General features: G+C 62.6%; 18 protein-coding genes. 5 read left to right on the top strand and 13 right to left on the bottom strand.

All coding sequences use genetic code 11. The annotated features are described in order from the left end of the window. Positions 1-12: 12 nt before the first annotated feature. The 12 genes from ACVZUB_RS24670 to ACVZUB_RS24615 all read right to left on the bottom strand — a co-directional run bounded on the left by ACVZUB_RS24670 (position 13) and on the right by ACVZUB_RS24615 (position 17,138). Complete coding sequence (locus ACVZUB_RS24670; protein ID WP_003940028.1) at positions 13-693, bottom strand: 3'-5' exonuclease; 681 nt, start codon at positions 691-693, stop codon at positions 13-15. A 123-nt stretch (positions 694-816) separates the two neighbouring features. Continuing rightward, the gene (menC, locus tag ACVZUB_RS24665; protein WP_030535169.1) at positions 817-1,950 is read right to left on the bottom strand and encodes an o-succinylbenzoate synthase; all 1,134 of its coding nucleotides are present in this window, start codon (positions 1,948-1,950) and stop codon (positions 817-819) included. Continuing rightward, positions 1,940-2,761, bottom strand: a complete 822-nt coding sequence (locus ACVZUB_RS24660; protein ID WP_007731362.1) for a GNAT family N-acetyltransferase — start codon at positions 2,759-2,761, stop codon at positions 1,940-1,942. The genes menC and ACVZUB_RS24660 overlap by 11 nt, the downstream gene beginning before the upstream one ends. Next, the gene (locus ACVZUB_RS24655; protein WP_075834356.1) at positions 2,739-3,902 is read right to left on the bottom strand and encodes a M20/M25/M40 family metallo-hydrolase; all 1,164 of its coding nucleotides are present in this window, start codon (positions 3,900-3,902) and stop codon (positions 2,739-2,741) included. The genes ACVZUB_RS24660 and ACVZUB_RS24655 overlap by 23 nt, the downstream gene beginning before the upstream one ends. Next, the gene (locus ACVZUB_RS24650) at positions 3,899-7,258 is read right to left on the bottom strand and encodes a serine hydrolase (RefSeq protein WP_230359056.1); all 3,360 of its coding nucleotides are present in this window, start codon (positions 7,256-7,258) and stop codon (positions 3,899-3,901) included. The genes ACVZUB_RS24655 and ACVZUB_RS24650 overlap by 4 nt, the downstream gene beginning before the upstream one ends. Next, entirely contained in the window at positions 7,255-8,046 is a 792-nt protein-coding gene (locus ACVZUB_RS24645) for an ABC transporter ATP-binding protein (protein ID WP_482627849.1), read from the bottom strand. The genes ACVZUB_RS24650 and ACVZUB_RS24645 overlap by 4 nt, the downstream gene beginning before the upstream one ends. Next, positions 8,043-9,923, bottom strand: a complete 1,881-nt coding sequence (locus ACVZUB_RS24640) for a dipeptide/oligopeptide/nickel ABC transporter permease/ATP-binding protein (protein ID WP_225320135.1) — start codon at positions 9,921-9,923, stop codon at positions 8,043-8,045. Before ACVZUB_RS24640 ends, ACVZUB_RS24645 begins: the two co-directional genes overlap by 4 nt. A gap of 1 nt (position 9,924) precedes the next feature. Further along, entirely contained in the window at positions 9,925-10,938 is a 1,014-nt protein-coding gene (locus tag ACVZUB_RS24635) for an ABC transporter permease (RefSeq protein ID WP_003940249.1), read from the bottom strand. Positions 10,939-11,000: 62 nt separating this feature from the next. After that, the gene (locus tag ACVZUB_RS24630) at positions 11,001-12,602 is read right to left on the bottom strand and encodes an ABC transporter substrate-binding protein (RefSeq protein WP_003940335.1); all 1,602 of its coding nucleotides are present in this window, start codon (positions 12,600-12,602) and stop codon (positions 11,001-11,003) included. A gap of 227 nt (positions 12,603-12,829) precedes the next feature. Next, positions 12,830-14,428, bottom strand: a complete 1,599-nt coding sequence (locus ACVZUB_RS24625; RefSeq protein WP_064687688.1) for an ABC transporter substrate-binding protein — start codon at positions 14,426-14,428, stop codon at positions 12,830-12,832. A gap of 144 nt (positions 14,429-14,572) precedes the next feature. Next, positions 14,573-16,174 (bottom strand): PucR family transcriptional regulator, encoded by a 1,602-nt coding sequence (locus tag ACVZUB_RS24620; protein ID WP_482627848.1) that lies wholly within the window; start codon positions 16,172-16,174, stop codon positions 14,573-14,575. A 49-nt stretch (positions 16,175-16,223) separates the two neighbouring features. Beyond that, complete coding sequence (locus ACVZUB_RS24615; protein ID WP_007731375.1) at positions 16,224-17,138, bottom strand: SDR family NAD(P)-dependent oxidoreductase; 915 nt, start codon at positions 17,136-17,138, stop codon at positions 16,224-16,226. A 100-nt stretch (positions 17,139-17,238) separates the two neighbouring features. Between ACVZUB_RS24615 and ACVZUB_RS24610 the strand changes: the two genes are divergently transcribed. Further along, the gene (locus tag ACVZUB_RS24610) at positions 17,239-17,856 is read left to right on the top strand and encodes a TetR/AcrR family transcriptional regulator (RefSeq protein ID WP_007731377.1); all 618 of its coding nucleotides are present in this window, start codon (positions 17,239-17,241) and stop codon (positions 17,854-17,856) included. A 302-nt stretch (positions 17,857-18,158) separates the two neighbouring features. Next, the gene (locus ACVZUB_RS24605) at positions 18,159-19,310 is read left to right on the top strand and encodes a magnesium and cobalt transport protein CorA (RefSeq protein WP_007731382.1); all 1,152 of its coding nucleotides are present in this window, start codon (positions 18,159-18,161) and stop codon (positions 19,308-19,310) included. Between the two features lie 88 nt (positions 19,311-19,398). Here ACVZUB_RS24605 and lppU read toward each other — a convergent pair whose 3' ends face one another. Then, positions 19,399-20,016 carry an LppU family putative lipoprotein gene (lppU, locus tag ACVZUB_RS24600; RefSeq protein ID WP_007731384.1) on the bottom strand — a complete coding sequence of 206 codons (618 nt, stop codon included), beginning with the start codon at positions 20,014-20,016 and terminating at the stop codon, positions 19,399-19,401. Positions 20,017-20,125: 109 nt separating this feature from the next. On the opposite strand from lppU, the gene ACVZUB_RS24595 reads away from it, so the two are divergent. From ACVZUB_RS24595 to ACVZUB_RS24585, 3 genes are all read left to right on the top strand, one after another. Continuing rightward, positions 20,126-21,172 carry an ATP-dependent DNA ligase gene (locus tag ACVZUB_RS24595; protein WP_230359054.1) on the top strand — a complete coding sequence of 349 codons (1,047 nt, stop codon included), beginning with the start codon at positions 20,126-20,128 and terminating at the stop codon, positions 21,170-21,172. Further along, on the top strand, positions 21,172-22,212 hold the full coding sequence (gene ligD / locus ACVZUB_RS24590; protein WP_003940248.1) for a non-homologous end-joining DNA ligase: 1,041 nt from the start codon (positions 21,172-21,174) through the stop codon (positions 22,210-22,212). Before ACVZUB_RS24595 ends, ligD begins: the two co-directional genes overlap by 1 nt. Before the next feature lie 78 nt (positions 22,213-22,290). Beyond that, on the top strand, positions 22,291-22,806 hold the full coding sequence (locus ACVZUB_RS24585; RefSeq protein ID WP_039973227.1) for a DUF6764 family protein: 516 nt from the start codon (positions 22,291-22,293) through the stop codon (positions 22,804-22,806). Positions 22,807-22,881 lie beyond the last annotated feature (75 nt).

The following is a 22,881-nucleotide window of genomic DNA, read 5'->3' as shown; positions in this document are numbered from 1 at the left end:
CCGGGGAGGACGTCAGGCGATGATGCGAATCGGCCACTGGCCGTTCACATCTGCCACGTCCCTCCCTTGGCTGAGAAGGTACTCGGCGAAATCGCGTTGCCGCTCGGCGTGCCAATCGGCTTGATCGACCATGAGATCGAGCCCCAGGATGTCGGGGAACCGCACGGCCAACTCGCGGGCCAACGCTGCCGCAGCTTTGGCATCGGCCTCGGCTTCGTGCGCCGACTCCAATGAAATTCCGTAGTGCTCGCACACGGCCGCAAGCGTTCGCTTGCCCTTGCGGAACGTATCCATCGCCCGATCGATCACGTACGGATCGATCACCAACCCCGGAACGAATGCAGGCTTGCCGATGCGCAGACCCTCGGCATGCATGACCGTCAGATCATAGGAGGCATTGAACGCCACGACGGCGTGATCGCGCGCCCAGGAATTGTGCAGAGCCTCGCGAATCTCTTCGTAGCCCTCGGAATAATCCTGGCCGTGTTGCGCCGCGAACTCGGTGCTGATGCCGTGAACAGCCGAGGCGCCGGCGGGGATGTCGACGCCGGGATCGAGTAGCCACGTGCGTGTTTCGACACTCGAACCGTCGATCACCGCGACGCAGGCACTGACGATACGAGCGGTCGACGGATCCCGCCCCGTGGTCTCGAGGTCGAACGCGCAGATCGGGCGATCGGACCAGCTACTCATCGGGGGCCTTTCGGTGCAGAACGTCATGTCCGAATCACTATGCACCCCCCTACCGACACAAACGACGAACAGCCACCTCCGGGGTGACGGTGGAGGTGGCTGCTGCGTGACTGTGTGACGGACCTACAGAATCTCGGTTCCGACCGTGAAGCGATCCATGACGTCTTCGCGCGGAGTCACACCGAAGCCCGGTCCCTGCGGCACGGCGATGTGGCCGTCCTCGATGACAAAAGGTTCGGTGATGTCTTCCTTGTAGAAGCGATCGGACGCCGAGATGTCGCCGGGCAGCGTGAATCCGTCCAGCGCCGCGAGGGCTGCGTTGGCGGCGCGGCCGATTCCGGTCTCGAGCATTCCGCCGCACCACACCGCAATACCGTGCGCCGAGGCGAGATCGTGGATGCGCTTGGCTTCCAGATATCCACCTACGCGGCTTGGCTTGATGTTGATGACCGAAGCGGCGCCGAGCGTGATGGCATCCGCCGCATCCTTGGCCGACTCGACCGACTCGTCGAGGCAGATCGGAGTCGAGAGGGACTGGGCAAGCTTGGCGTGCTGCACCAAATCGTCCTCGGCCAGCGGCTGTTCGATGAGGAGCAGTGCGAATTCGTCCAGGCGGCGCAGCAACTGCGCGTCGACGAGGGTGTACGCGGCATTCGCGTCGACCTGCAGAGGAACGTCGTAGCCGAACTCCTTGCGCACCGCAGCCACGGGAGCGATGTCCCAGCCCGGCTTGATCTTCAGTTTGATTCGCACGTAACCCTGCGACAGATAATTACCGACGGTTTCGAGTAGCTGCGGAATGCTGTCCTGGATGCCGACGGACACTCCCGAGGGCACCCGAGTGCGAGTGGCACCGAGGTACCGAGCGAAAGACTGTCCACGAGCGCGCAATTCAGCATCGAGGATTGCCATTTCGATAGCCGACTTCGACATCTGGTGACCCACGACGTGGTGAAGTACGCTGCCGACCGTCTCGGCCGAGAGCGGCTGATCCGACTGCGACTTACGCAGCGTCGGAACGAGATACTCGCGAAGCATCGCCCGCGCACCAGCGGTGTATTCGGAGTTGTAGTACGGATCGCTGAGCGAGCCGCACTCGCCCCAGCCGACGGTCTCCACCGGACCGTTGGGGCCGTCGGTGGTGCCGCTCACTTTCAGGACGAGGGTGTTGCGCTCGAGCTGGGTGCTGAATGACGTGGTGAAGGGGGAGACGAGAGGGATGCGCAGTTCGCGCAATTCGACGGACTCAATGTGCATGGACTTGCTCTTCTCCGGTTGTCTCGCAGATTTTCGTGAACATGTAATAGCCGCTGGGGTCGAAGCCGGTCGATTGCCATTCCTTCGAGGCGATCAGTGGTTCGAGGTACTCGCGAAGCGCGTGTCGCCAGGCAAAGGCAGAGGCGCGGTCGACTGTTCTCAGATGCTCGATGTCTCTGGGTATTCCGACTGCGATATCGACGCAGTCGGGTGGGATCGGGAGCATTCGAGGCGTACCGTCTTCGGTGGGTTGAAGCACCTTGAATGTATCATTCACGGCCACAGTAGAACTCGGAGACCCATCGACGTCGAGGTCCCAACTGACGAGCATACGATCGCTGGCGTCGCCTGCGTTGATTCCGTCTGCCATCGACCCGTAGAAATCCGGGTTGTATTCGGCCGGTTCGGCTCCGAGACGCTGAATGTTGAAATAGGCATTTCGTGCGACCAGTGGATCGAAGGTCCACCGGATCGTCCTGACGCCGCGCTCGATGCACCAGTCTCGCTGATGATGCTTGAGGGCGCGGCCGATTCCCTTGCCTGCGTGTCCCGGTAGTACTCCGGCGATGTGTGAGTGCAGAACCTCGCCGAGAGGCTCGACGAAGAATCCGACGCAACCACCGATCATTTCGCCTTCGGAAAAGGCTCCCACCACGTAGTGACCACCGTGGTGAAGCGCAACCAACATCGCAGTGCCGAAATGAGCCGGTCCGGGACTGGTAGCCCAGATCTCGTCGAAAACGGCGGATAGATCGGCTATTTCGCGGGTATCGACCAGTTCTCGAAACTCAACCGCTTTGCTTTTCGACACGAGGGCCCCCTTCAGACGTGATCGAACGAATAAGGCCCGCAACCAACGCCGTTCTCGGAGCGATTGCGGACACGAGCGCATGCTCGGTCTCGGCGTGTGCACCGCCGCCGACGCCACCGAGGCCGTCGAGGGTGGGGATGCCGATGCCGGCAGTGAAGTTTCCGTCCGAGGCTCCGCCGACGGCGAGGCCGACGGGAGGAGTCAGATCATGCTCGAGCGCAACGCGTTCCGCCAACGCCAGCAACGGTGCGGACATCGTCGCTTCGAGAGGGGGACGGTTGACGCCACCCGAGACCGTGACTACGGCTGCGGGGTGGATTGCCTGCAGGGCTCGGATATTCGCATCGACGCGCTCCTGCTCGGCAGCGCTGGTCGCGCGCACGTCCACGTCGACGAAGGCTTCTGCCGGAACGGTGTTGGTTGTGGTTCCGGCTGAAATGACAGTCGGGGTGACGGTGGTTGCCTGCGCCGGCGAGGACAAGTCGTTGATCGCGATCACGAGACGAGCCAGTTCTACTGCAGCGTTGATGCCTTTTTCCGGCTCCAGCCCGGCGTGGGCGGCGCGACCGGCAACATGGATCCGATACAGCGACACTCCCTTGCGGATAGTCTTCAGTTCGCCACCGTCACCGCCGGCCTCGAGAACCAGTACCGCGCCTGCCGCAAGTTCCTCGATGAGGGACCGCGACGTGGGTGAACCGATTTCTTCGTCACCGGTCACGAGGAGTGTGATTCCGTCGAGTGCATCGTCGCCGTGCAGCTCCCGGACGATAGCGAGGGCGTGGATTGCCTGAACGACACCAAGTTTCATGTCGAGTCCGCCCGGACCTCGGAGCGCTCCGTCGGTGACGGCTGCGGGCAGGCGTGTCAGGGTGCCGATCGGCCACACGGTGTCATGATGACCGAGCAGCATCAGCCGCGTCGGTGAGCTGCCGAAACGGGTCACCAGATGGGTACGGCCTTCCGTCACTATCGACTCCGGTGTCACGCTGAGTCGTTCGTGGACAAGGTCTGACGTCCACTTCGCGCTGCGGGCAACAGCTTCGAGATCGTGTGACGGCGACTCGACTTCGATGAGCGCGATGGCGTCCTCGAGGATCTGAGGAAGTTGGCGCTCGGCCAGATCGCGGAGAATGGTCATCGGTTGTTCACTCGCGGATACGCGCGGCTTCCGACGTGTAGCAATTGTGTACTCCCGTTGTCGGAGAAAGTGATCCGGATCCAACCCGCTGATTGAGGTAGTTGGGTCGCGAATACTCCAGGGTGAACTTCGATCAGGCTGAGAGAGACGGACTCTGCGCTTTCGGCGGTGACCGAAGGGTCGATGTGATCGGTGCGGCGGGCGGTCAGGGAACCGCCGGTCCTTTCCAAGACGAAATCGGCTGCGGCATCGCGGTACAGGCCGCACAGCGCATCGAGTTCTTCAGGTGAGGACGTGACGCGGGTGTGGGGGTCACCAGGCGAGAATGCCGGTGTCACACTGACGCCGCCTATGGAACCGATTACTTCAGCCAGAAGATCGCCGGAGAGAGCGTCCATTGCTCCACCGTTGGCCATCAGGACCACGGCTAGACCGCACGACGGCACCACTCGCAAGAACGACTGCTGGCCGAGAGTTCCGCCATTGTGGCCATGAGCCAGTACCCCGCCCCAATTATGCAGCAGCCACGTGGTTCCCATGATGTCCGCTGACGACACGTCACCGATCTGGCGGCGCTCCTCGAGCATCGCCAGATGGGTGGACCGCTGAAGCAGAATCGGATCCTCGCGCATCGAATCCTGCGCGAACAGAAGAAGGTCCTCGGCGGTGCTGTTGATGAGACCGGCGGGGCCCATCGAGCGAGGGATGAGGAATTGTGGTGTCTGCTCGAGGTCGTCGGCAGCGCCGACGTGCCCGACTGCAGCGCGGTGCAGTGCCGTCTCCTCAGGCAGGGTCGTGGTTTTGGTCAGGCCGAGCGGTTCGATGATCCGCTCGCGCAGAACCGCGTCCCAACTCTTACCTCGGAGAACCTCGATGATTCGTCCGGCGATCACGAAGCCGGTGTTGCAGTACGACCAATCGGTGCCGGGGGCGAAGAGCTGCACCGTTGATTTCAGTGATGCGACGTATCGCTCGACGCAGTCGTCGCCGCGCCCGCCGTCGATGAAAACGTCACCGTCGATGCCACTGGTGTGAGTCAACAGGTGGCGAGTCGTGACCGTTTCGGTGGCTACCGCGTCGGCAACTGCGAAGTCCGGCAGGATGTTCCGGACAGGTGAGTCGAGATCCAGCAATCCTTCTTCGACGAGCTGCATGATCAGGGTGGCCGTCCAGACCTTGCTGATCGAACCCATCTGGAACAGCGTGTCGGGCGTAGCCGCGACGCCGGTGCGGGTACTGACGACACCAGACGTGACCACGGTGCGGGAGAATCCGCTGCGGGTTGTGGTCAGAATTCCCAGTGAGGCGCCGGGCACCCCGTACTTCGCACTCAGGGTGTCGAGTCGGTACTGCCAGTAGTCGGGATCGACCGTGGTCAGTGCGGGCTTGGGGGAGAGGTGCCGTTCGATCCAGTCGACGAGACGAGTGCTGTACTCCAGTCGGTGGGACGGCCGACCCGTCAACACGAAGGCATGTGACGCGTCCGGGAAAACCACCAACTCGGTCGGGGTGCCGGCCAAACGCAGTCCACCGAACCACTGTTCGGCCTGGTTGACCGGGCAACGGACGTCGCTGCCGCCGTGAAGGATCAGCGTCGGTGTCGTCACCTGGGAGACTCGCCCCAGCGGCGAAAGTTCCTGTACCCGAGATGACTGCGGGTCGAATTCGACCGTCTGCAGCAAGATGCCCTCGTCCGAGGGGCCGGCCGTGTTCGCGATGTCGCAAACGAGACCACCGGCGACTGCGACGGCAAACCGATCGGTGACGGACGTCAGGGCGCACGTCATGAATCCGCCGTAGCTGTAGCCCGTGAGTACCAGTTGCTTCGGATCGGCCATCCCCTCGGCGACAAGGGTTTCGACCGGTTCGAGCAGGTCGGCACGATCCGCCTCACCCCAGCCGTCCCGCACACCGTCGAAGAAGTCGTTTCCGTAGCCGTCACTTCCGCGCGGATTGATCATCAAGACCGTGAATCCCAGCGCGACCAGTTCCGCGTGGTATGCGTGCATCACGGTGGGCGTTCCGGTCCAGGCATTGTGTGGTCCGCCGTGGACGTCCAGAACCAGCGGACCGGCGCCCGTGACGTTCGGGTCGCGCAGGATCCAACCCTGAACACGGGTGCCGTCGCTGATGTCGAACCAACGCTCGGAGGCGACTGGAAACGCGACGGAAGTTGTCAGTTCCGTGTTCAATTCGGTGACCGTTTCGACTGCACGAGTCTCGAGGTCGATGACGGCGACCTCGCCGAAGGATGTCGCCGTTGCCAGCGCGACGACGGCTCGCCCGGACGTCAGGGCAAGGCCTGAGACCACTGTCTGCTCGCCGGTGAGAAGTGGTGAGACGGAGCCTGATCCGAAATCGACCTTGTGCAGTTCGGTGGAGCCGTGGTTGCGGATGCAGAAGACGATGTCGCCGTCGGCGGTGAAACTCGGTGCGCCACCGGGATAACCGGTTCCGCCCGGCATGACGTTTCGGTCGAGTCCGGACGTCAGGCTGCGGTCTTCCACTCGCTGGTCGCGGTGCAGGACAAGAAGTTCGTTGTTGTGAATGATCGGTGTGTGCCAACCGACGGCTACGACCGCGTCGCCGGCAGGTGTCCATGCAAGTGGTCCTGCGATGCCGCGTGCGTGCCCCAACATCCGCGGAGTGGAGGCGAGATCAGTCAGCGATACGGTCCAGGCGGAACTCGCCCGCGTCAGATCGGCGTCGCCGTCCATCGCCGCGGTGAAAGCCAGTTCGGTGCCGTCGGGACTGTACGCGGGATGCGAAGCGTCCCAATCGCCGTCCGTCAGCTGCCGAAGCGAGCCGGCGGCCAGATCGAACTCGAACAAGTGCGCCCGAACGCTGCCCCGGACACCGGATCCGTCGACCTTGTAGTTGAGGCGCTTCGCCACCAAGAGGCATGACGATCCGGCGGCAGTGCGGTCGACGGGGGCGCTGAAGGCGATCCGAGCGCCGTCAGGAGAGAACACCGGTGCCCCCGCGCCGAGCGGGAGCTGCGCCGTGGTGGTCAGCTGTGTTGCCGGACCCCCGGTGGCGTCGACCTTCCACAGTTGTGGTGTGCCCGAGGAATCCGGCCGAACGAAGACCAACAGCGTCGAAACGGGATGCCAAGCCGGCGAGGTGTCGGCAGGTCCCGCGGTGAGCTGTAGTTGCGGGGAAGCCAACCAGATCGAGTGCTCGTTGGTATCCGCAGCCGGATTCGATTCGGTACGTACGTATGCAATGCGTCCCGACGCCGATACGGCGATGCTGGTCGGTGTAACCACGGACGCGTAATCCTGGATTCTCGCCGAACGACGTTCTTCGGCACGGGCTACGGCTGCGGGAGAGTCGAGAGTGGTTGGCGTTGTCATTGGAACATCGGCTCCCCGAATGTCGGGATCGCGGACAACAGCTTTGCCGTGTACGGCTCCTTGGGCGAATCGATCACGTCGAGAACCGGCCCGTGCTCGACGATCTCGCCGCCGAGCATGACTGCGACGTGGTCACAGACGTAGCGGATCACCGCCAGGTTGTGACTGACGAACAGAACCGTCAGACCAAGCTGCTTCTGCAGATCCACCAACAGATTCAGAACCGCGCCCTGCACGGACACGTCCAGAGCGGAGGTGATTTCGTCGGCAAGCAGAACTGCCGGTGCGGCTGCCAAAGCCCGCGCGAGGGCAACGCGTTGGCGCTGACCACCCGACAACGACGATGGGTATTCGTGCGCCTTCTCCACCGGCAGTTGGACGGTGGTGAGGAGTCGAGCGACCTCGGCAGCGCGGTCGCCGCGGCTGCGCCGAGCTTTGTCACGACGCTCGGTGGACCGCAGCGCCTCGGCGAGTGACTGGCCGATGGTCATTCGCGGGTCGAGGCACGAGTACGGATCTTGGAAGACCATCTGGATCCGGTGGCGCAGACGAGCCGTCGCGCCGCGGGCGTGAGCGACGTCCACATCGTCGAGAAGGATCTGGCCGGAACTGGGCTCGGCCAGGCCGACAGTTGCTCGCGCCAGTGTCGACTTTCCGGAACCCGATTCACCGACGAGACCGACCACCGATCCGGAGGGGATGTCGAGATTGATGTTCTTGACGGCGTGGAATTTTTTCGAACCGCTACCGAGGTGGACGTTGACGTCACGGAATTCGAGTCTGCTCATCGGATCTCCTCTGCAACAGCCAACAGTTCTTCCAACTCGATGTCGGCGGTGCTCTCCTCGGCGTCGAGGCTCTCCACCTGCCAGGCTTCGTCGACGGTGGCAAGCGGCTTGTCGCGATCGGTGCTCATGGTGGGGACCGCGGCGATCAGCGCGCGGGTGTACGGATGCTTTGCACGGCCGGCAATCAGATCGTCGACTGCGATGTCTTCGACGATTTCGCCGGCAAACATGACGAGGACACGGGTGCACATGCCGGTGATGACGGCCATGTCGTGCGAGATGAGAAGGATTGCGGCGCCGGTTTCTTCGCGAACCTCGTGGAGCAGCCCGAGGACCTCACGCTGAACGGTCACGTCGAGCGCAGTGGTGGGTTCGTCCGCGATGATCAGAGCGGGCTTACCCATCAGACCCATGGCGATCATCGCGCGCTGACGCATACCGCCGGAGAACTCGTGGGGGTACTGCTTCGCACGCCTGGGCGCGTCGGGGATCTTGACGGCGTTCAGTCGCTCGACTGCCGCCTTCTTCGCGTCGGCCTTGCTCATACCTTCGTGGAGCCAACCGATCTCGGCGACCTGGTATCCGACCTTGAGAGACGGATTCATGGACGACATCGGATCCTGGAACACCATCGCCATACGTGTGCCGAGTTGGCGGGCAACCTTGCGCGAAGCCGCGTCGTCCGGCCGCTTTCCGTCCTTCATCAGCACGGTGCCGTCGAACTCGATGAGCCCGGCGTCGACCACGGTGGGGTGGTCGGTCAGCTGCGCGATTGCCATGCAACTCAGTGACTTTCCGGACCCGGATTCACCGACGATGCCCACGGTTTCGCCGCGGTGAACTGTAAAACTGATGTTGTCGACGGGGCGACGCCAGTCGTCACCCGCGGGGACTGCGACGGACATGTTGCGGACGGTCAGTACCGCGTCTTCGTCGGTGGGCGCCGAATCGGCCTGGGCAGTTTTCCGGTTGATCGGCTTCCACTTCGGCAGGCGACTGCTGATCGGGCTGCGAACTCCCGCGCCGCGAGCAATGGCCTCGCCGAGCAGCGTGAAGGTCAAGCCGGCGAGCACGACGGCGATGCCGGGGGCGAGTGCGGTGGCCGGGTTGACGAAGATCTTCGACAGACCTTCGTTGAGCATCCGGCCCCAGTCGAATGCAGGCGGCTGAATGCCCAAGCCGAGGAACGAGAGTCCGGCGAAGACCACGAGGCCGCTGCCGACAGCGATGCTGGCATTGACGATGAGTGGTTCACGGATATTGGGGAGAATGTGGCGGAACAGCAGCCCCGGCTTGGTAACCCCGAGGATGCGTGCTGCGTCGATGAAGTCGCGTCCGTTGACCGACGAAGCCAGTGCGTACGTCAACCTCGCGAACGGCGAGGCCAGGGCGAGACCGATGGCGATCACCGCGCTGCCAGCACCCTGTCCGAGAACGACCAACAGGAAGATCGCGAGGAGCAGTCCGGGGAATGCGATGGCGAAGTTGAGGAATGCCACGACCATTCGTCCGACCCAGCGGGGAGCGAGCGTCGGGAGCGTACCGAGTATCAGGCCAATTGTGACACCGAGTGCGACGGCTCCGAGAGCCATGAGCACCGACAGTCTCGCGGCGGTCATCGTGCGGGCGAAGACGTCACGCCCGCCGGCGTCGGTGCCGAAGATGTGCTCGGAACTCGGTCCCTGAGAGAGTGCCTTCGGGTTGGCTGCGACAGCGGCGTCACCCCAGATCATCGGTCCGAAGATGACGAGGGCGATCAGAGCGGTCAGGAAGGTGAGGGCCAGGATTCCCAATGGGGTGCGGAACGTTCCGACGATCCAGTGTCGTCGCGGGGGCGTCTTGGGGGCCGCAGTGGGGGCCGTAGGTGAGGTGCTCAACTCAGTTCTCCCGAATTGTGGATCGTGGGTCGATGAGAGCGAGCACCACGTCGACGATGAAATTGATGAGAAGGACGATGGCGCCGTAGATCACGACCAGTGTCTGGGCGAGCGGGTAGTCCTTCTCGGTGATGGACTTGACCAGCGCCATGCCCATGCCGGGCCAGGCGAAGATGCTCTCGATGAGCACGGTGCCGGCAATCAGACCACCCAGGAGGAGTCCGGCGAGCGTCAGCGTCGACGTCATGAGGTTGGGCATTGCATGACGGAAGTAGATTCGTGCCACGGGCATTCGCTTGGCGCGCGCCGTACGGATGTAGTCCATGTCCAACACGCCGAGCGCCTCTGCACGGACGATGCGCGACATCGAGGCGATGGCACCGATCGACATGGCCGCGACCGGGAGGATGTAGCTTTCCGGTCCACCTCGGCCGGCGACGGGCAGAACAGGGAACGTGACGGCAAAGAGGTAGACCAGCGCCGTACCGAACATGAACTCGGGGATCACGGCGATGGTGCCCGACGTTGCGGTGTAACCGATCTCGACTCCGCGTCGTCGACCGTTGCGGGTCAGTGCAGCGAAGATGAGGCCGATCGGAATGCCCACTAGCAGCACCGTGACGACTGTGAGTACAGCCAGTTCGAGTGTTGCCGGTAGGCGGGACGCGATCACCTCGAAGACCGGAGTCCTCAAGGTGATCGAGTCACCGGGATTCCCGCTCAGCAACCCGCCGACGAATCGGAAGTACTGCTGCCACAAGGGAAGGTCGTAACCGAGCTGAGACCTCGTTGTCTCGACCAGTTCGACCGGTGCGTTCATTCCCAGTGCCAACCGAACCGGGTCTCCCGGAATCAGTTGGAGCATCAGGAACGCCGCAGTCACCAGCGCCCAGAGTGAAATCACGAAGGTGCCGAAACGACGCAGAAGATATGCGGGCCAGCTGTCGGACTCGAGCCACTTTGCTCGAGCCTGAGGCGCCGCTTCTGGTTTCGCGGCTTCAATAGTTTGACTCATGGGCTGTCTTTCCGGAGGGCGGGATGCTGGGGCGGGAAGATATTTCAGAGTGGGCGGACGGCCTACTGGTAGAGACGCAGCGCAGAACCGTTGAGCGACTTGCCGAATGAGAGTCCGGCCTTGTTGAAGTACACGTTCATGACGGAGTCTGCGAAGGGCACGGCCGCGATCGTCTTGGTGAGCTCCGACTCGGCGTCGGCCCAGGCGTCACAAGCGTCGCTACCGGTCAGACCGGAAGCCTTGGTGGCTGCTGCTTCGTAGGCGGGGTTGCTGACCGATCCGAAGTTCTTGCCTGCTGCGGGAACCGGCCCGGCAAAGTACGCAGTGAAGGTGCTGGGCAGCGAGGAGTTGACCTGGACCCAGGCGATGTCCCAGGCAGAGTTGTCCTTGCCGCTCAGAATGACGTCGATGATCTTGTTCGAGTCGCCCCCGGTCACCTCGACGTTTGCGCCGAGTTCGGACCACGCCGACTGAGCAAGTTCGGCCGCCGCGTTGCGCGGATCGTCGGTGCCGTCGTACACGAGGCGGAGATTGAGCGGCTTGCCATCCTTGCTTCGCTTGCCGTCAGCGCCGGCGGTCCAACCAGCGCCGTCCAGTGTTGCCTTGGCGGCAGTGAGGTCGAAGTCCGGAATGTTGCCTGCGACAGAGTCGTAAACGCAGGCGCGCGGTTCGACGGCGACGAGGCTGGTTGCCCGGACCCCGTGTCCGGCGGTGATGACCTGAGTGAGGTCGTCGAGATCGACCGCTTGGATCAGGGCCTTGCGCACTGCGGGATCGCTGGTGGGATTACTCGCGATCTGGTTGAAGTACATCTGGCCTGCCGGCAGAGGCCGACCGACGGAGTCCAGATTGGCTGCCGCGACGCGGTCCTTGTCCGGACCGGCGATCGGAGCTGCGTTGAGTTCACCCGAGAGCAGCTGATTTGCGGCGGTGCTCACGTTCGGCGACATGGCGGCGACGACCGTCTTGGGGACGCCCGGGGTGTCGGAGGTCGTGCCGTCGGGGCCCCAGTTGTAGCCCTCGCGACGCTGGAACGTGTAGTGGTCGTTGGCGGCAACTTCGGTGACTTCGAACATGCCGGTGCCGAGCGACTTCTTGTTCGACGCTGTCGGATCTTTCAATCCGGCCTCGCACAGGATCGGCAGGCGACCGACGTTGAGAAGAAGGAACGGGCTCGGCGCCGGAGTGGTCACCGTGACACTGCGCGTTGCCGGATCGGCAGTCGCAGTGGCGCCGGTCGGTACGGAGGACCCGCGCAACTGAGAACCGTTGTCCGGGTTGGCCACGAAGTTGATGTTGTCCGCGACGGTCTGCGGTGTCAGCGTCGATCCGTCGGTACAGGTCACCCCGTCACGGATGGTGAAGGACGCCGAGGTCGGGGTCTCCTCCCACTTCTCCGCCAACCACGGTCCGACTTCACTGGTATCGGGATCCTGGTAGATCAGGTAGTCGTACGCCAAACGCGACAACTCGGCGGTCGCCGAGGCGGCCGACATGATCGGGTTGAGTGCACCCGGATCGGCCTGCAGGGCGAAACGGAAGGTCCCGTCGGTGGCCGGTTCACCGCCACTGGCGCCCGAGGACGTGCCTCCCGAGCCACAAGCAGACAACACAAGCGTGAGCCCTGCGGCTGCCGCAAGTGTTGGATAGAAGCGGTGTTTCATGGTGCCTCCGTGATGGAGCAGGGGCCCGAGCGAAAAACGTGAGGGCGCGGTTGAGTGTTGACTGCTAAATCTTGGCGCATGACGTGACGCGCATCTCTGTCGATCCTCACGAAAATCGGGTCGATTTTCGTCCGCTCCCACGAAAACCGTCAGGATCAGTGAATACCTGTCCGTATACCGACAGCGACCGGCGAAACACGACGATTTCCCCGGTCGCTACCGGCGGTCTACTGGTACAGGCGCAGGGCCGAACCGATGAAATTGCGGCCGAATGCAAGACCCGCATTGTTGAAGTAGAGAGTCGTGATCTTGTCGGCAAAAGGTACCGCCGAGTTTGCTTTGATGATCTCGGACTCAGCGTCTGCCCAAGCGGCACAAGCGTCCTCGCCCGTCAGCCCGGAAGCCTTGGTGACGGCTGCGTCGTAGGCCGGGTTGGAGATCGACGCAAAGTTCATTCCCGCAGCGGGTACCGGACCGGAGAGGAAGGGGACCAACATGCTGGGCAGCGCGACGTTGATCGGCTCCCACGCGACATCCCACGCCGTGTTGTCCTTGCCGCTGAGTGCGACATCGAGAATCTTGTTCGAGTCTCCACTGGTGAGTTCAACGGTGGCGCCCAGGTCGTTCCAGGCGTTGACCGCGACGTCGGCAGCAGCATCGGTCGCGTCGCCGAACGTCTCGTAGACCATCCGAATTCGGAGTGGTGTGCCGTCCTTGCTGCGTTTACCGTCCGCGCCGACCTTCCAGCCCGCAGACTCGAGAGTTGCTGCGGCCGCACTGGTATCGAAGTCCGGTAGGTTTCCGGCGACAGAGTCGTAGATGCAGGCCCGCGGTTCGATGGACACCATTGTGGTCGATCGGGTTCCGCGGCCGGCGGTGAAGATCTCGGCGAGGTCGTCGAGATTGAGAGCCTGGACCAGCGCCTTGCGTACGGCAGGATCGCTCGTCGGATTGCCGGGACTGTGGTTGAAGAACATCTCGCCCGCTGGAGCAGGCTGCTTGACGGTATCCAAGTTCGCGGCGTTCATGCGGTCCTGATCGGGGCCGGAGACGGCAGCGGCATTCAGATCACCGGACAACACCTGGTTGGCCGCTGTGCTGTTGTTCGTGATGATGGATGCGACGACATTCTTGGGTACACCGGCAGTGTCGGAGGTAGTGCCGTCCGGTCCCCAGTTGTATCCGTCGCGCCGAACGTAGGAGTAATGATCGTTGGCGACTGCCTCGGTCATCTGGAACATGCCCGACCCGAAGGTCGTCTTGTTTGCCGCCGTCGGATCCTTCAACCCGGCCTCGCACATGATCGGTATTCGCGCCAGGTTGAGAAGCAGGAACGGAGAGGGTTCCGGAGTTGTGACCGTTACGGTCCGGGCCGCCGGGTCGGCGGTGGCAGTTGCAGTTGCCGGTGCGTACACCCCGCGGAGAGCGGATTTGTTTGCTGCGTTGGTGATGAAATTGACGTTGTCGGCGACGGTCTGGGCAGTCAGAGCGGATCCGTCGTTACAGGTGACGCCGTCGCGAATGGTGAAGGACGCGGAAGTGGTTGTCTCTTCCCATTTCTCGGCGAGCCACGGCTTGGTTACGCCGGTATCGGGATCCGGATGGAGCAGATAGTCGTAGCTCAGACGCGCCAGTTGGTGCGCCGGCGAAGCGGCGGTCATCAGCGGATTCAGAGCGCCAGGGTCGGCCACGAGAGCCAATTTGAAGGTGCCGTCCGTGACGGGTTCACCCCCACCCGAACCCGATGAGCCACCCGTTGAGCACGCGGTCAGGGCAAGAACGGTGCCAGTTGCCGCAGCCAGTAGTGCGTAGGACCGTTGTTTCATGGTGCCTCCGGAAGGTGTGGTCCCGCCCGAGTGACGCGAGGTCTGTCGGGGCAGGAGCAAAAGACGATTGCTTGAATCTTCACCCAACAAAAGAACGAGAACATCGTCCGGATTTACGAATGTTTCGTGAGACTTGGTAGATCGCTACAACATTGTCGGATGGAAGAGACGAAGCTGGAGCATCAGGCTGAATCGAGTTTCCGGATCATCGAGATCGATGCCGGCAATCCCGGCAAGCTTCTTGAGGCGGTACCGGAACGTGTTGACGTGGATGTGAACCAAGGACGCAGCAGCCGGAATGTCGCCGAACGTGTCGAGCCAGGCACGGAGAGTGTCGACAAGGTTGATGTCGTGACTGCGGTCGTACTCAAGCAGTACCGCGAGCGGACCCGATGCGGTCTCGTTCTCGTCCGCCAGGGCGTCGGAGAGGCGCAGAAGTAGGGAATTGATCTGCACGTCGTCGGCGCGCGCGACGGTCCGGCCCGAAGAATTCCACGTCGACCTCAGAACGCGAAGTGCTCGGTCGGCTTCGTCGCGTGACTTCTCCAGCGTCATCACGTCGGCCACTGTCGCACCGATTCCGATGACCACCGACTTTTCCGAACGGGAACGGTCTGCGAACTCCGACGCGATCCGACGCACGTAGTCGTCGTCGGTCTGGTGCCGGGTGTGTGGGATGACGGCGTAGACGGTGCCGCCGATCGCTGCCGCCACCGACAGCGGAAATACTTGGTCGAGATAGGTATTGAGTGTCAGGGCCAGTTGATCGACATCGGCTTCGGCCTCCAACGATGCACCGGCGCCGCTACGGAAGCCGGCCGCAAGTACGTTTGCCTTCGAGCGGCCGTAGCCCAGTCGCTCGGCCGCTTCCTTGGCTGAAGTGCCGCCACTCAGTAACGTGATCACCTCGCCCAACCTCAGCCGTCGTGCCGAATCGGCTGCCAGCTTGGCGCGAAGCAAACTCATCGCGGCCACGCCCGCCGCCTCGACGAGCGTTTTGACCTGCAATTCGTTCGGCTCCTCGTCCAGGATCACCCAGATCGAACCGAGGATCTGCGATGCCGCATGTATTCGCATGCCGACGCGGGGCCTGATGCCCGGCCCGATACCCGGTAGAAATACCGGCAGGGTAGAGCCGTAGATCTTGTTGAAATACCCCATTGACCTGAGCCGATCGGAATAGTGCTGCGGCACTTGATGTCCGAGGACACTCTGCTTACGTGCCTCGTCGCCGAAGGCTTGATCCGCCGAGAACGCGAGGATCCGGCTCGACTGATTCTCGATGGTGACCGGGCCGTTCAATACCTGAGCGATCGAGTTGGCAAGATCGAACAGGTCGGCGTCGGCGGCCGACGTGCGGTCCCCGTTGTTGCCGGATTCGAGGATCTCGTTGATCAACGACGCGCTTTGCAGCCAGCTTGCATCCTTGACCATTCCGAGGAGTGCGACGTCGGTGTCGGCCACCGCCTTCTCGACGAGGCCGTCGAAGTCCAGGGGCTCTTTGACGATCAGCGCTACCGCACCTGCCGAGCCGTATTCTCTTACCGCCGTTGCGATATCGGCCGAACCTGCGAGACCTGCGCCGAGTACGACGGCGCCCGCACTGTCCTGGATAGCTTCGGACCCTTCGTGCAGGGTCACGCGGCTGACAGTGCGGGCGCCGTCGACGGTGTCGCCACCGCTGAGGAACGTCATTCCCAGTCTGTCGACGATGTCGACGATCGATACTCCCGTAGGTGTGGTCACCACCACACCTTAGGGGGAGCGGGGTCGATCAGTTGTCTGGTTGCCCTGCTCAGTTGCTGGGCTGCTCCGCCACGGCCTTCTCGACGAACCGGCGGGTCTGATCGAACGCCGCGGGCACCTGGACGGAATCGGTCATGTCACTGATCTCGGACCACCGTTCGGCGACGACCTCGGGGGAGAGTGCGCCTTCGGGGATGTAGACGCCCTGCGACTCCTCCATGCGAGCGATCGCGAAGACGCCGGCGCCGGCGCTGAGGATGGTCTTCGTCGGTGCGTCATCGGAGACCATGAAGAGTGCGCCGGGTGAAATCGATTCGGGTGCAAGCAGAGCGAGAGTCTTCTCGTCGAGGAGGTCTTCGGTCATGCGGGTCGCGGCGGTCGGGGCCAGCGAGTTGACGCGGATGCCCTTGCGTTCGCCCTCGATGGCGAGAACGTTCATGAGGCCGACGACGCCGGACTTCGCGGCGCCGTAGTTCGCCTGGCCGAAGTTGCCGTAAATTCCCGATGCCGACGTAGTCATGAGGATGCGTCCGTAGTTCTGTTCGACCATGTGCGGCCAGACTGCCTTGGAACAGATGACGGAACCCATCAGATGCACGTCGATGACTTTGCGGAAGTCGTCGAGCTCGGCCTTGATGAACGACTTGTCGCGCAGGATTCCGGCGTTGTTGATCAGGATGTCCACGCGGCCCCACTTGTCCACGGCCGTCGCGACCATGGCGGCAACGGCGTCGACGTCGGTGATGTCGCAGTGGTCCGCGATGGCCTCGCCGCCCAGCTCGACGATTTCCGCCACTACCTTGGCTGCTGCGGTATCAGCGCCGCCACTGCCGTTGACCGAGCCACCCATGTCGTTGACGACGACGCGTGCGCCGCGTGCGGCGAGGGCCAATGCGTGTGAACGGCCGAGTCCGCCGCCTGCGCCCGTGATGATCGCTACCTTGCCGGAAAAATCCAACGACATTGGAAAACCTCTCTGATCTGGGATACTACTCAGTATTACTATGCGATGGCGTGGAAACAGTCAAGGGCGGGCAGGCAGTGTGAATGGGAGTGGAAGTCGAATGAGTAGTGATCTTCCGGACGTGCGATCCGCGATCATCACCAGCGCCGCCGACGCCTTTGCCGAAGACGGTTACGCAGCCACGACTGTAGATTTACTGGCCGATCGAATCGGCGCCACCAAAGGTCTTGTCTACTACCACTTTCGTTCCAAGTTCGACATCTACCTGGCAATCTACGAGCGCGGGATGAGCCTGCTCCGCGCTGAGGTCGAGTCTCGGATGGGCGGGGCAGAAAGCGGCCTCGCGCGTCTCGAAGCGATGTCGCACGCCCACCTGGTCAATCTCATGACACATCTCGGGTACCACCACACGATCCACCAAGGCGTCCGGGGCCAGATGAACTCCGCGCTCAAACCGAGACAACAGCAAGTCCTCGTGGAACTGAATTCGCTGCGACTCGATTACGAGAATCTGTTCGTCGACGTGATGACCGAAGGTGTCGCGGATGGTTCCATTCGTGCGGGCTCACCTCGAATGGCGGCAAAAGTCCTCCTCAGCAGTCTCAACGGCATCGACCTCTGGTACCGAAGGCGTGAAGGGCAGACGTTGGCGGAGACGGAGTCGTTGGCGGACCAGATCGTCGAACTGTTGATCGGCGGATTGCGCGCTGCGAACTGACTGAAAGCTGCATTCGTCGAGCGGGTTTCCTCCGACCGGTTCGTGCTGTCCTGCGGCTTGTCGTTCGGTTTGTCGTGCTCTGACAGTCGGGGTAGCATGTTGGCGTCGTGCGCGGACTTGCGTAGGAATTCAGGGAAGAGGAGGTGTGGCTGTAGTGCGTGGCCAACCTCCGAGTACCAACTGAAGCTGTAGCCGCCCGGGTTGATCCGGTATTTTGCTGCAGCTTCATCGTGTGTTCATCGGCTTCGGCTTTGCTGTGAAGCAAGCGTCGTCGTTCACTCTTCCCTCGAAAGCTGTTCAGCATGCGCGAATTTCGTCGTTCACGTTCGGTACTGCCACGTCGTTCCGCGGGGCTCGGTGACTCACATCCCGGACACTCGCGTGCCGCACGCACCGTCGTCAAGGCTGCCCCGCCCGAGGCGGTGGCGCCCGTCGAATCGACCGTCGTCAACAGCGGCGTGTACCGCGACGGCGAGCGGATAGCGTCGCCGTCCACGCTGGCGGAAGCGCTGTCATGCCTTCCGGATTCGCAGTCGATGGCGTGGATCGGCATGTACCGGCCCGACGACGCCCAGTTGTATGCCGCTGCACAACATTTCGACCTCCACGAACTGGCGGTCGAGGATGCGATCGTCGCGCACCAGCGCCCCAAGCTCGAGCGCTACGGCAAGACACTGTTCGTGGTGCTGCGTGCTGCGCGGTACCGCGACGAGACCGAGCGGGTCGAATTCGGCGAGTTGCACATCTTCTGTGGTCCGAACTTCATTCTGACCGTCCGTCACAGTGAATCGCCGGATCTGTCGGCGGTGCGGACTCGCATGGAGAACGATCCTGACCTGTTGCGGTTGGGTACCGAGGCCGTTCTCTATGCCATTCTCGACGCAGTCGTCGACGGGTACGCCCCGGTGGTGGCCGGACTGCAGAACGACATCGACGAGATCGAAACCGAAGTATTCAGTGGCGATCCCGGAGTTTCGCGTCGCATCTACGAACTGACCCGTGAGGTGATCGAATTCCAGCGGGCGACGCGTCCGCTGCTGGGAATGCTGCGTGGGTTGTCGGCAGGGTTCGACAAGTACCACACGGACGAGGAACTCCAGCGATACCTGCGCGACGTCACCGACCATGCGACGACTGTGGTGGAGCGGGCCGACGGCTTTCGTCAGTTGCTCGGAAACATCCTCACGGTGAACGCAACTCTGGTGTCGCAGAACCAGAACGAGGAGATGCGCAATCTGACGCAGGCAAGCTACGCGCAGAACGAGGAGATCAAGAAGGTCTCGGCGTGGGCGGCAATTCTCTTCGCGCCGACGCTCATCGGAACCGTGTACGGGATGAACTTCGACGACATGCCGGAACTGCACTGGCACTTGGGCTATCCGTTTGCGCTCTCGATGATGTTCCTGACCTGTGGAAGTCTCTACACGATCTTCAAGCGTCGGGGCTGGCTGTAGAAAGTGCCGGCTGTAGAAAGCGCTGTGCGCCTTGCCAACCGAGATCGGTTGTCAAGGCGCACAGGTGTTTTTCGGGAGGGCGCTCGAATCAGAGCGTTGCGACGCAGACCGTGAACTTACGTTCCGGGTGCTCGAATCCCGAGTCTGCCCCCGAACCGCATTCGTCGATCGACGTGGAGTTCTGCAGGATTTCGACGACCTCGACTACATTGGTGCCGCTGGTATCCGAGCATTCGATGCGGGCGGGCTCGTCCATTCCGCTGCCGAGATCCATGCATCCGCCGACTACCCAGTCGACGTCGAGACAGACAGCGCCCTGCTCGTCACCCGCGAGGGTCTCGTAGTAGTACGAGTCGACGTCGGAGGCACACAGATCAGAGGTGGGAACCTTGGCGACCACCTTGTAGTTGGAATCCTTGCTACCGCAGTCCGCGTTGTCGATTTCTGCGGCCGTCGTGGTGCCTCCGAGCTTGACGCAATCACCGATCGACACGTCGATGTCGACGTCGCCGCCGTCGTCCGAGCCTTCCTGGCCGGTGATCTTCGAGGTGGTCGGGGCCGCGGAGGTAGTGGTCGAATCGGCAACCGAGGAAGATGATTCCGCAATGGCTTTCGGCTCGATGTCGGAACCGCAACCGACGGTGAAGGCGGCGATTGCAGAAGTTGCGATCACCGCAGTGCAAAGTCGCCGGACGATTCCGGACATAAGGACCCCTTTGTTGATTCTTGGATAATTCTGTTGGTTCGTGGATTGTTCGGGACCTATTCCAATACATCGGTAGTCGAATTGCCAACCGGACTGTCAGTATGGGTAGGTGGAGCTACCCCTGATGCCGCCGCTTGCCCCGATGCTCGCGAAGGCTGCGGCCACTGTGCCGCGTCAGCCCGAGTCCGGTGACCCGACGTGGTCGTACGAGCCGAAATGGGACGGATTTCGAGCAATCATCTTTCGTGACGGTGACGAAGTGGTGCTCGGATCGCGAGGAGGAAAGGACTTGGCGCGGTACTTTCCCGAGGCGGTGGAAGCCGTCAAGTCTGAATTGCCCGAAAAATGTGTGGTGGACGGAGAACTGGTGGTTCCCCGTGAGATCGACGGTGTGACGCGCCTGAGTTGGGAAGCGCTCTCCGAGCGGATTCACCCCGCCGCGAGCCGCGTCGCATTGTTGTCGGAACAGACGCCCGCGCAATTTGTCGGGTTCGATTTACTGGCGCTCGGGGATCGCGACGTCTCGATCGAGGACTTCGGGGTTCGACGTGCGTTGCTCCTCGATTGCGTCGGTGGCGGGCCGAGTTGCCACGTCACGGCAGCGACGGCCGACAGCGCCGAAGCAATGGCCTGGTTCGAAACCTTCGAAGGCGCGGGTCTCGACGGGGTTGTCGCCAAGAAGCTGGCGGGACCGTACCTGCCGAACAAGCGCGAGATGATCAAGGTGAAACACGCCAGGACCGCGGATGTCGTACTGCTGGGCTACCGTCCCCACAAGAGTCAGCCAGGTATCGGGTCGATGCTTCTTGGTCTGTACGACGGTTCCGAATTGAAGATGGTCGGTGGCGCTTCTGCTTTCACCGCGGCGCGGCGGATCGAGTTGTTGGCCGAACTCGAACCTTTGCGCCTCGGGGACGACGTTGTAGCCGAGGGAGAGGCCAGCCGGTGGAGATCGGCCGCAGACCGCTCCTGGATTCCGCTTCGTCCTGAGAGGGTGCTCGAAGTGGCGTACGACCAGATGGAAGGGGAACGCTTTCGGCACGCTGCACGATTCCTGCGCTGGCGTCCGGACAGGGTGCCCGACGAATGCACATTCGATCAGTTGGAGGTTCCGGTGCGATACGACTTCGCGGATGTTCTTGCAGGCGGTAAGTGATGGCGAGCCCGGCAGAGGAACTGGACGTCGACGGGATCGCGGTCCGATTGTCGAGCCCGGACAAGATCTACTATCCGCAGTTGGGTGAGGACGGCGGAACCAAACGGCATCTTGTCGAGTACTACCGAACGGTGGCGCTGCAGGGTGCAGCGTTGCGGGCGCTCCAAGATCGGCCCACGCATCTTCAGCGATTCCCCGACGGCATCGAGGGCGAAGAGGTTTACCAGAAGCGGCTGCCGGCAAAGCGGCCCGAGCACGTCGAATCCTGCGAGGTCACGTTCCCGTCGGGTCGCAAGGCCGACGTCCTTCGAGTGCGAAGTGCTGCGAACATCGTGTGGGCCGCCAATCTCGGGACTGTCACGTTTCATCCCTGGGCCGTGCGGTGCCCGGACACCGACCACCCGGACGAACTCCGCATCGATCTCGATCCGCAACCGGGGACCGGGTTCGACGAGGCCGTTGCCATCGCGGACGAGGTCCTTCGCCCTCTGCTCGCCGAGTTGGGATTGGAAGGATTTCCCAAGACGTCCGGTGGCCGAGGCCTTCACGTCTACATCCCGCTCGAGGCGCGCTGGGATTTTGTCGAGGTCCGCCACGCGGGTATCGCCCTCGCCCGTGAAGTCGAACGTCGTAGTGCCGATCGCGCCACAACCGCGTGGTGGAAGGAAGAGCGGGGTGAACGGATCTTCATCGACTTCAATCAGAATGCCCGTGACCGGACGATCGCGGCGGCGTATTCCGCTCGTAAGACGCCGATCGCAACTGTGTCGACGCCGGTGACCTGGGACGAACTGCGCGACGTGCATCCAGACGACTGCACCATCGCCACGGTTCCCGGCTTGCTCGCCGATCGTGGTGATCCGATGGAAGCCATGCACGACAAGGCCTTTGCCCTCGATGTTCTGTTGGAGATGTGGGAGAAGGATCTGGCGGCAGGACTGGGCGATCTGCCGTACCCGCCGAACTATCCCAAAATGCCCGGTGAACCCAAACGTGTTCAACCGAGCAAGGACCGCGATCGGAAGAACAAAGACGGGTAGCGTCAGAGGCGGACATATCGGGTAATTCGATCAGACGTCGAATGTACGGTCACGTCGAATGCACTGTGGGGGTTGGATATGGATCGCCGGAAAATGCGAGCAGCAAGCTTAGCGGCGGGCGGCGTGATTCTTGCCGCCTTCGGATTGTCACTCGGTAGCGGAACAGCGTCTGCCGCGACGTTGGATTGTTCGGCGCGCGGGCAAGATCAGACGATCGTCGACGGGTCATCCGCGTGCCGAGCGGTGGCAGATCCCTCCAGTTACGCGATTTCACACGTCGAGGGCGACGGCGTCGGCGTCGCGGATTCTCGAGACGGCGGCAGGTCGGCAGGCCTCGGCCTCTTCGGCGGCGTTGCTGCGGCGGAGTCGCGCGGTGGGTTACTTGCCGCCGTCGCGTACGGCCCGGGTTCGCTCGCACTCGGTCGCACCGACTCCTCACCATTTGCCGTCGTGCTCAGTGGGCCTGGTGGCAGAGCGGCGGTGGGTGACGCGGACGTCGGGGCGATCTGCTCAGGTGGTCCCACCCTTGTTTTCAATATCGCCACAGGTCAGGGATGTTTCAGCGATGGCACTTCGACGTGGGTCACCCCGTGAGGGCACCCCGGCCCTGAGCCTCTTGCGTGACAGTGGTCACAATGGTGTCAAGCTCCTGCCACCGATCGGGTGACC

Source organism: Rhodococcus sp. OS5 (assembly GCF_056837585.1).
This window is presented reverse-complemented; position numbering and strand designations above follow the sequence as displayed.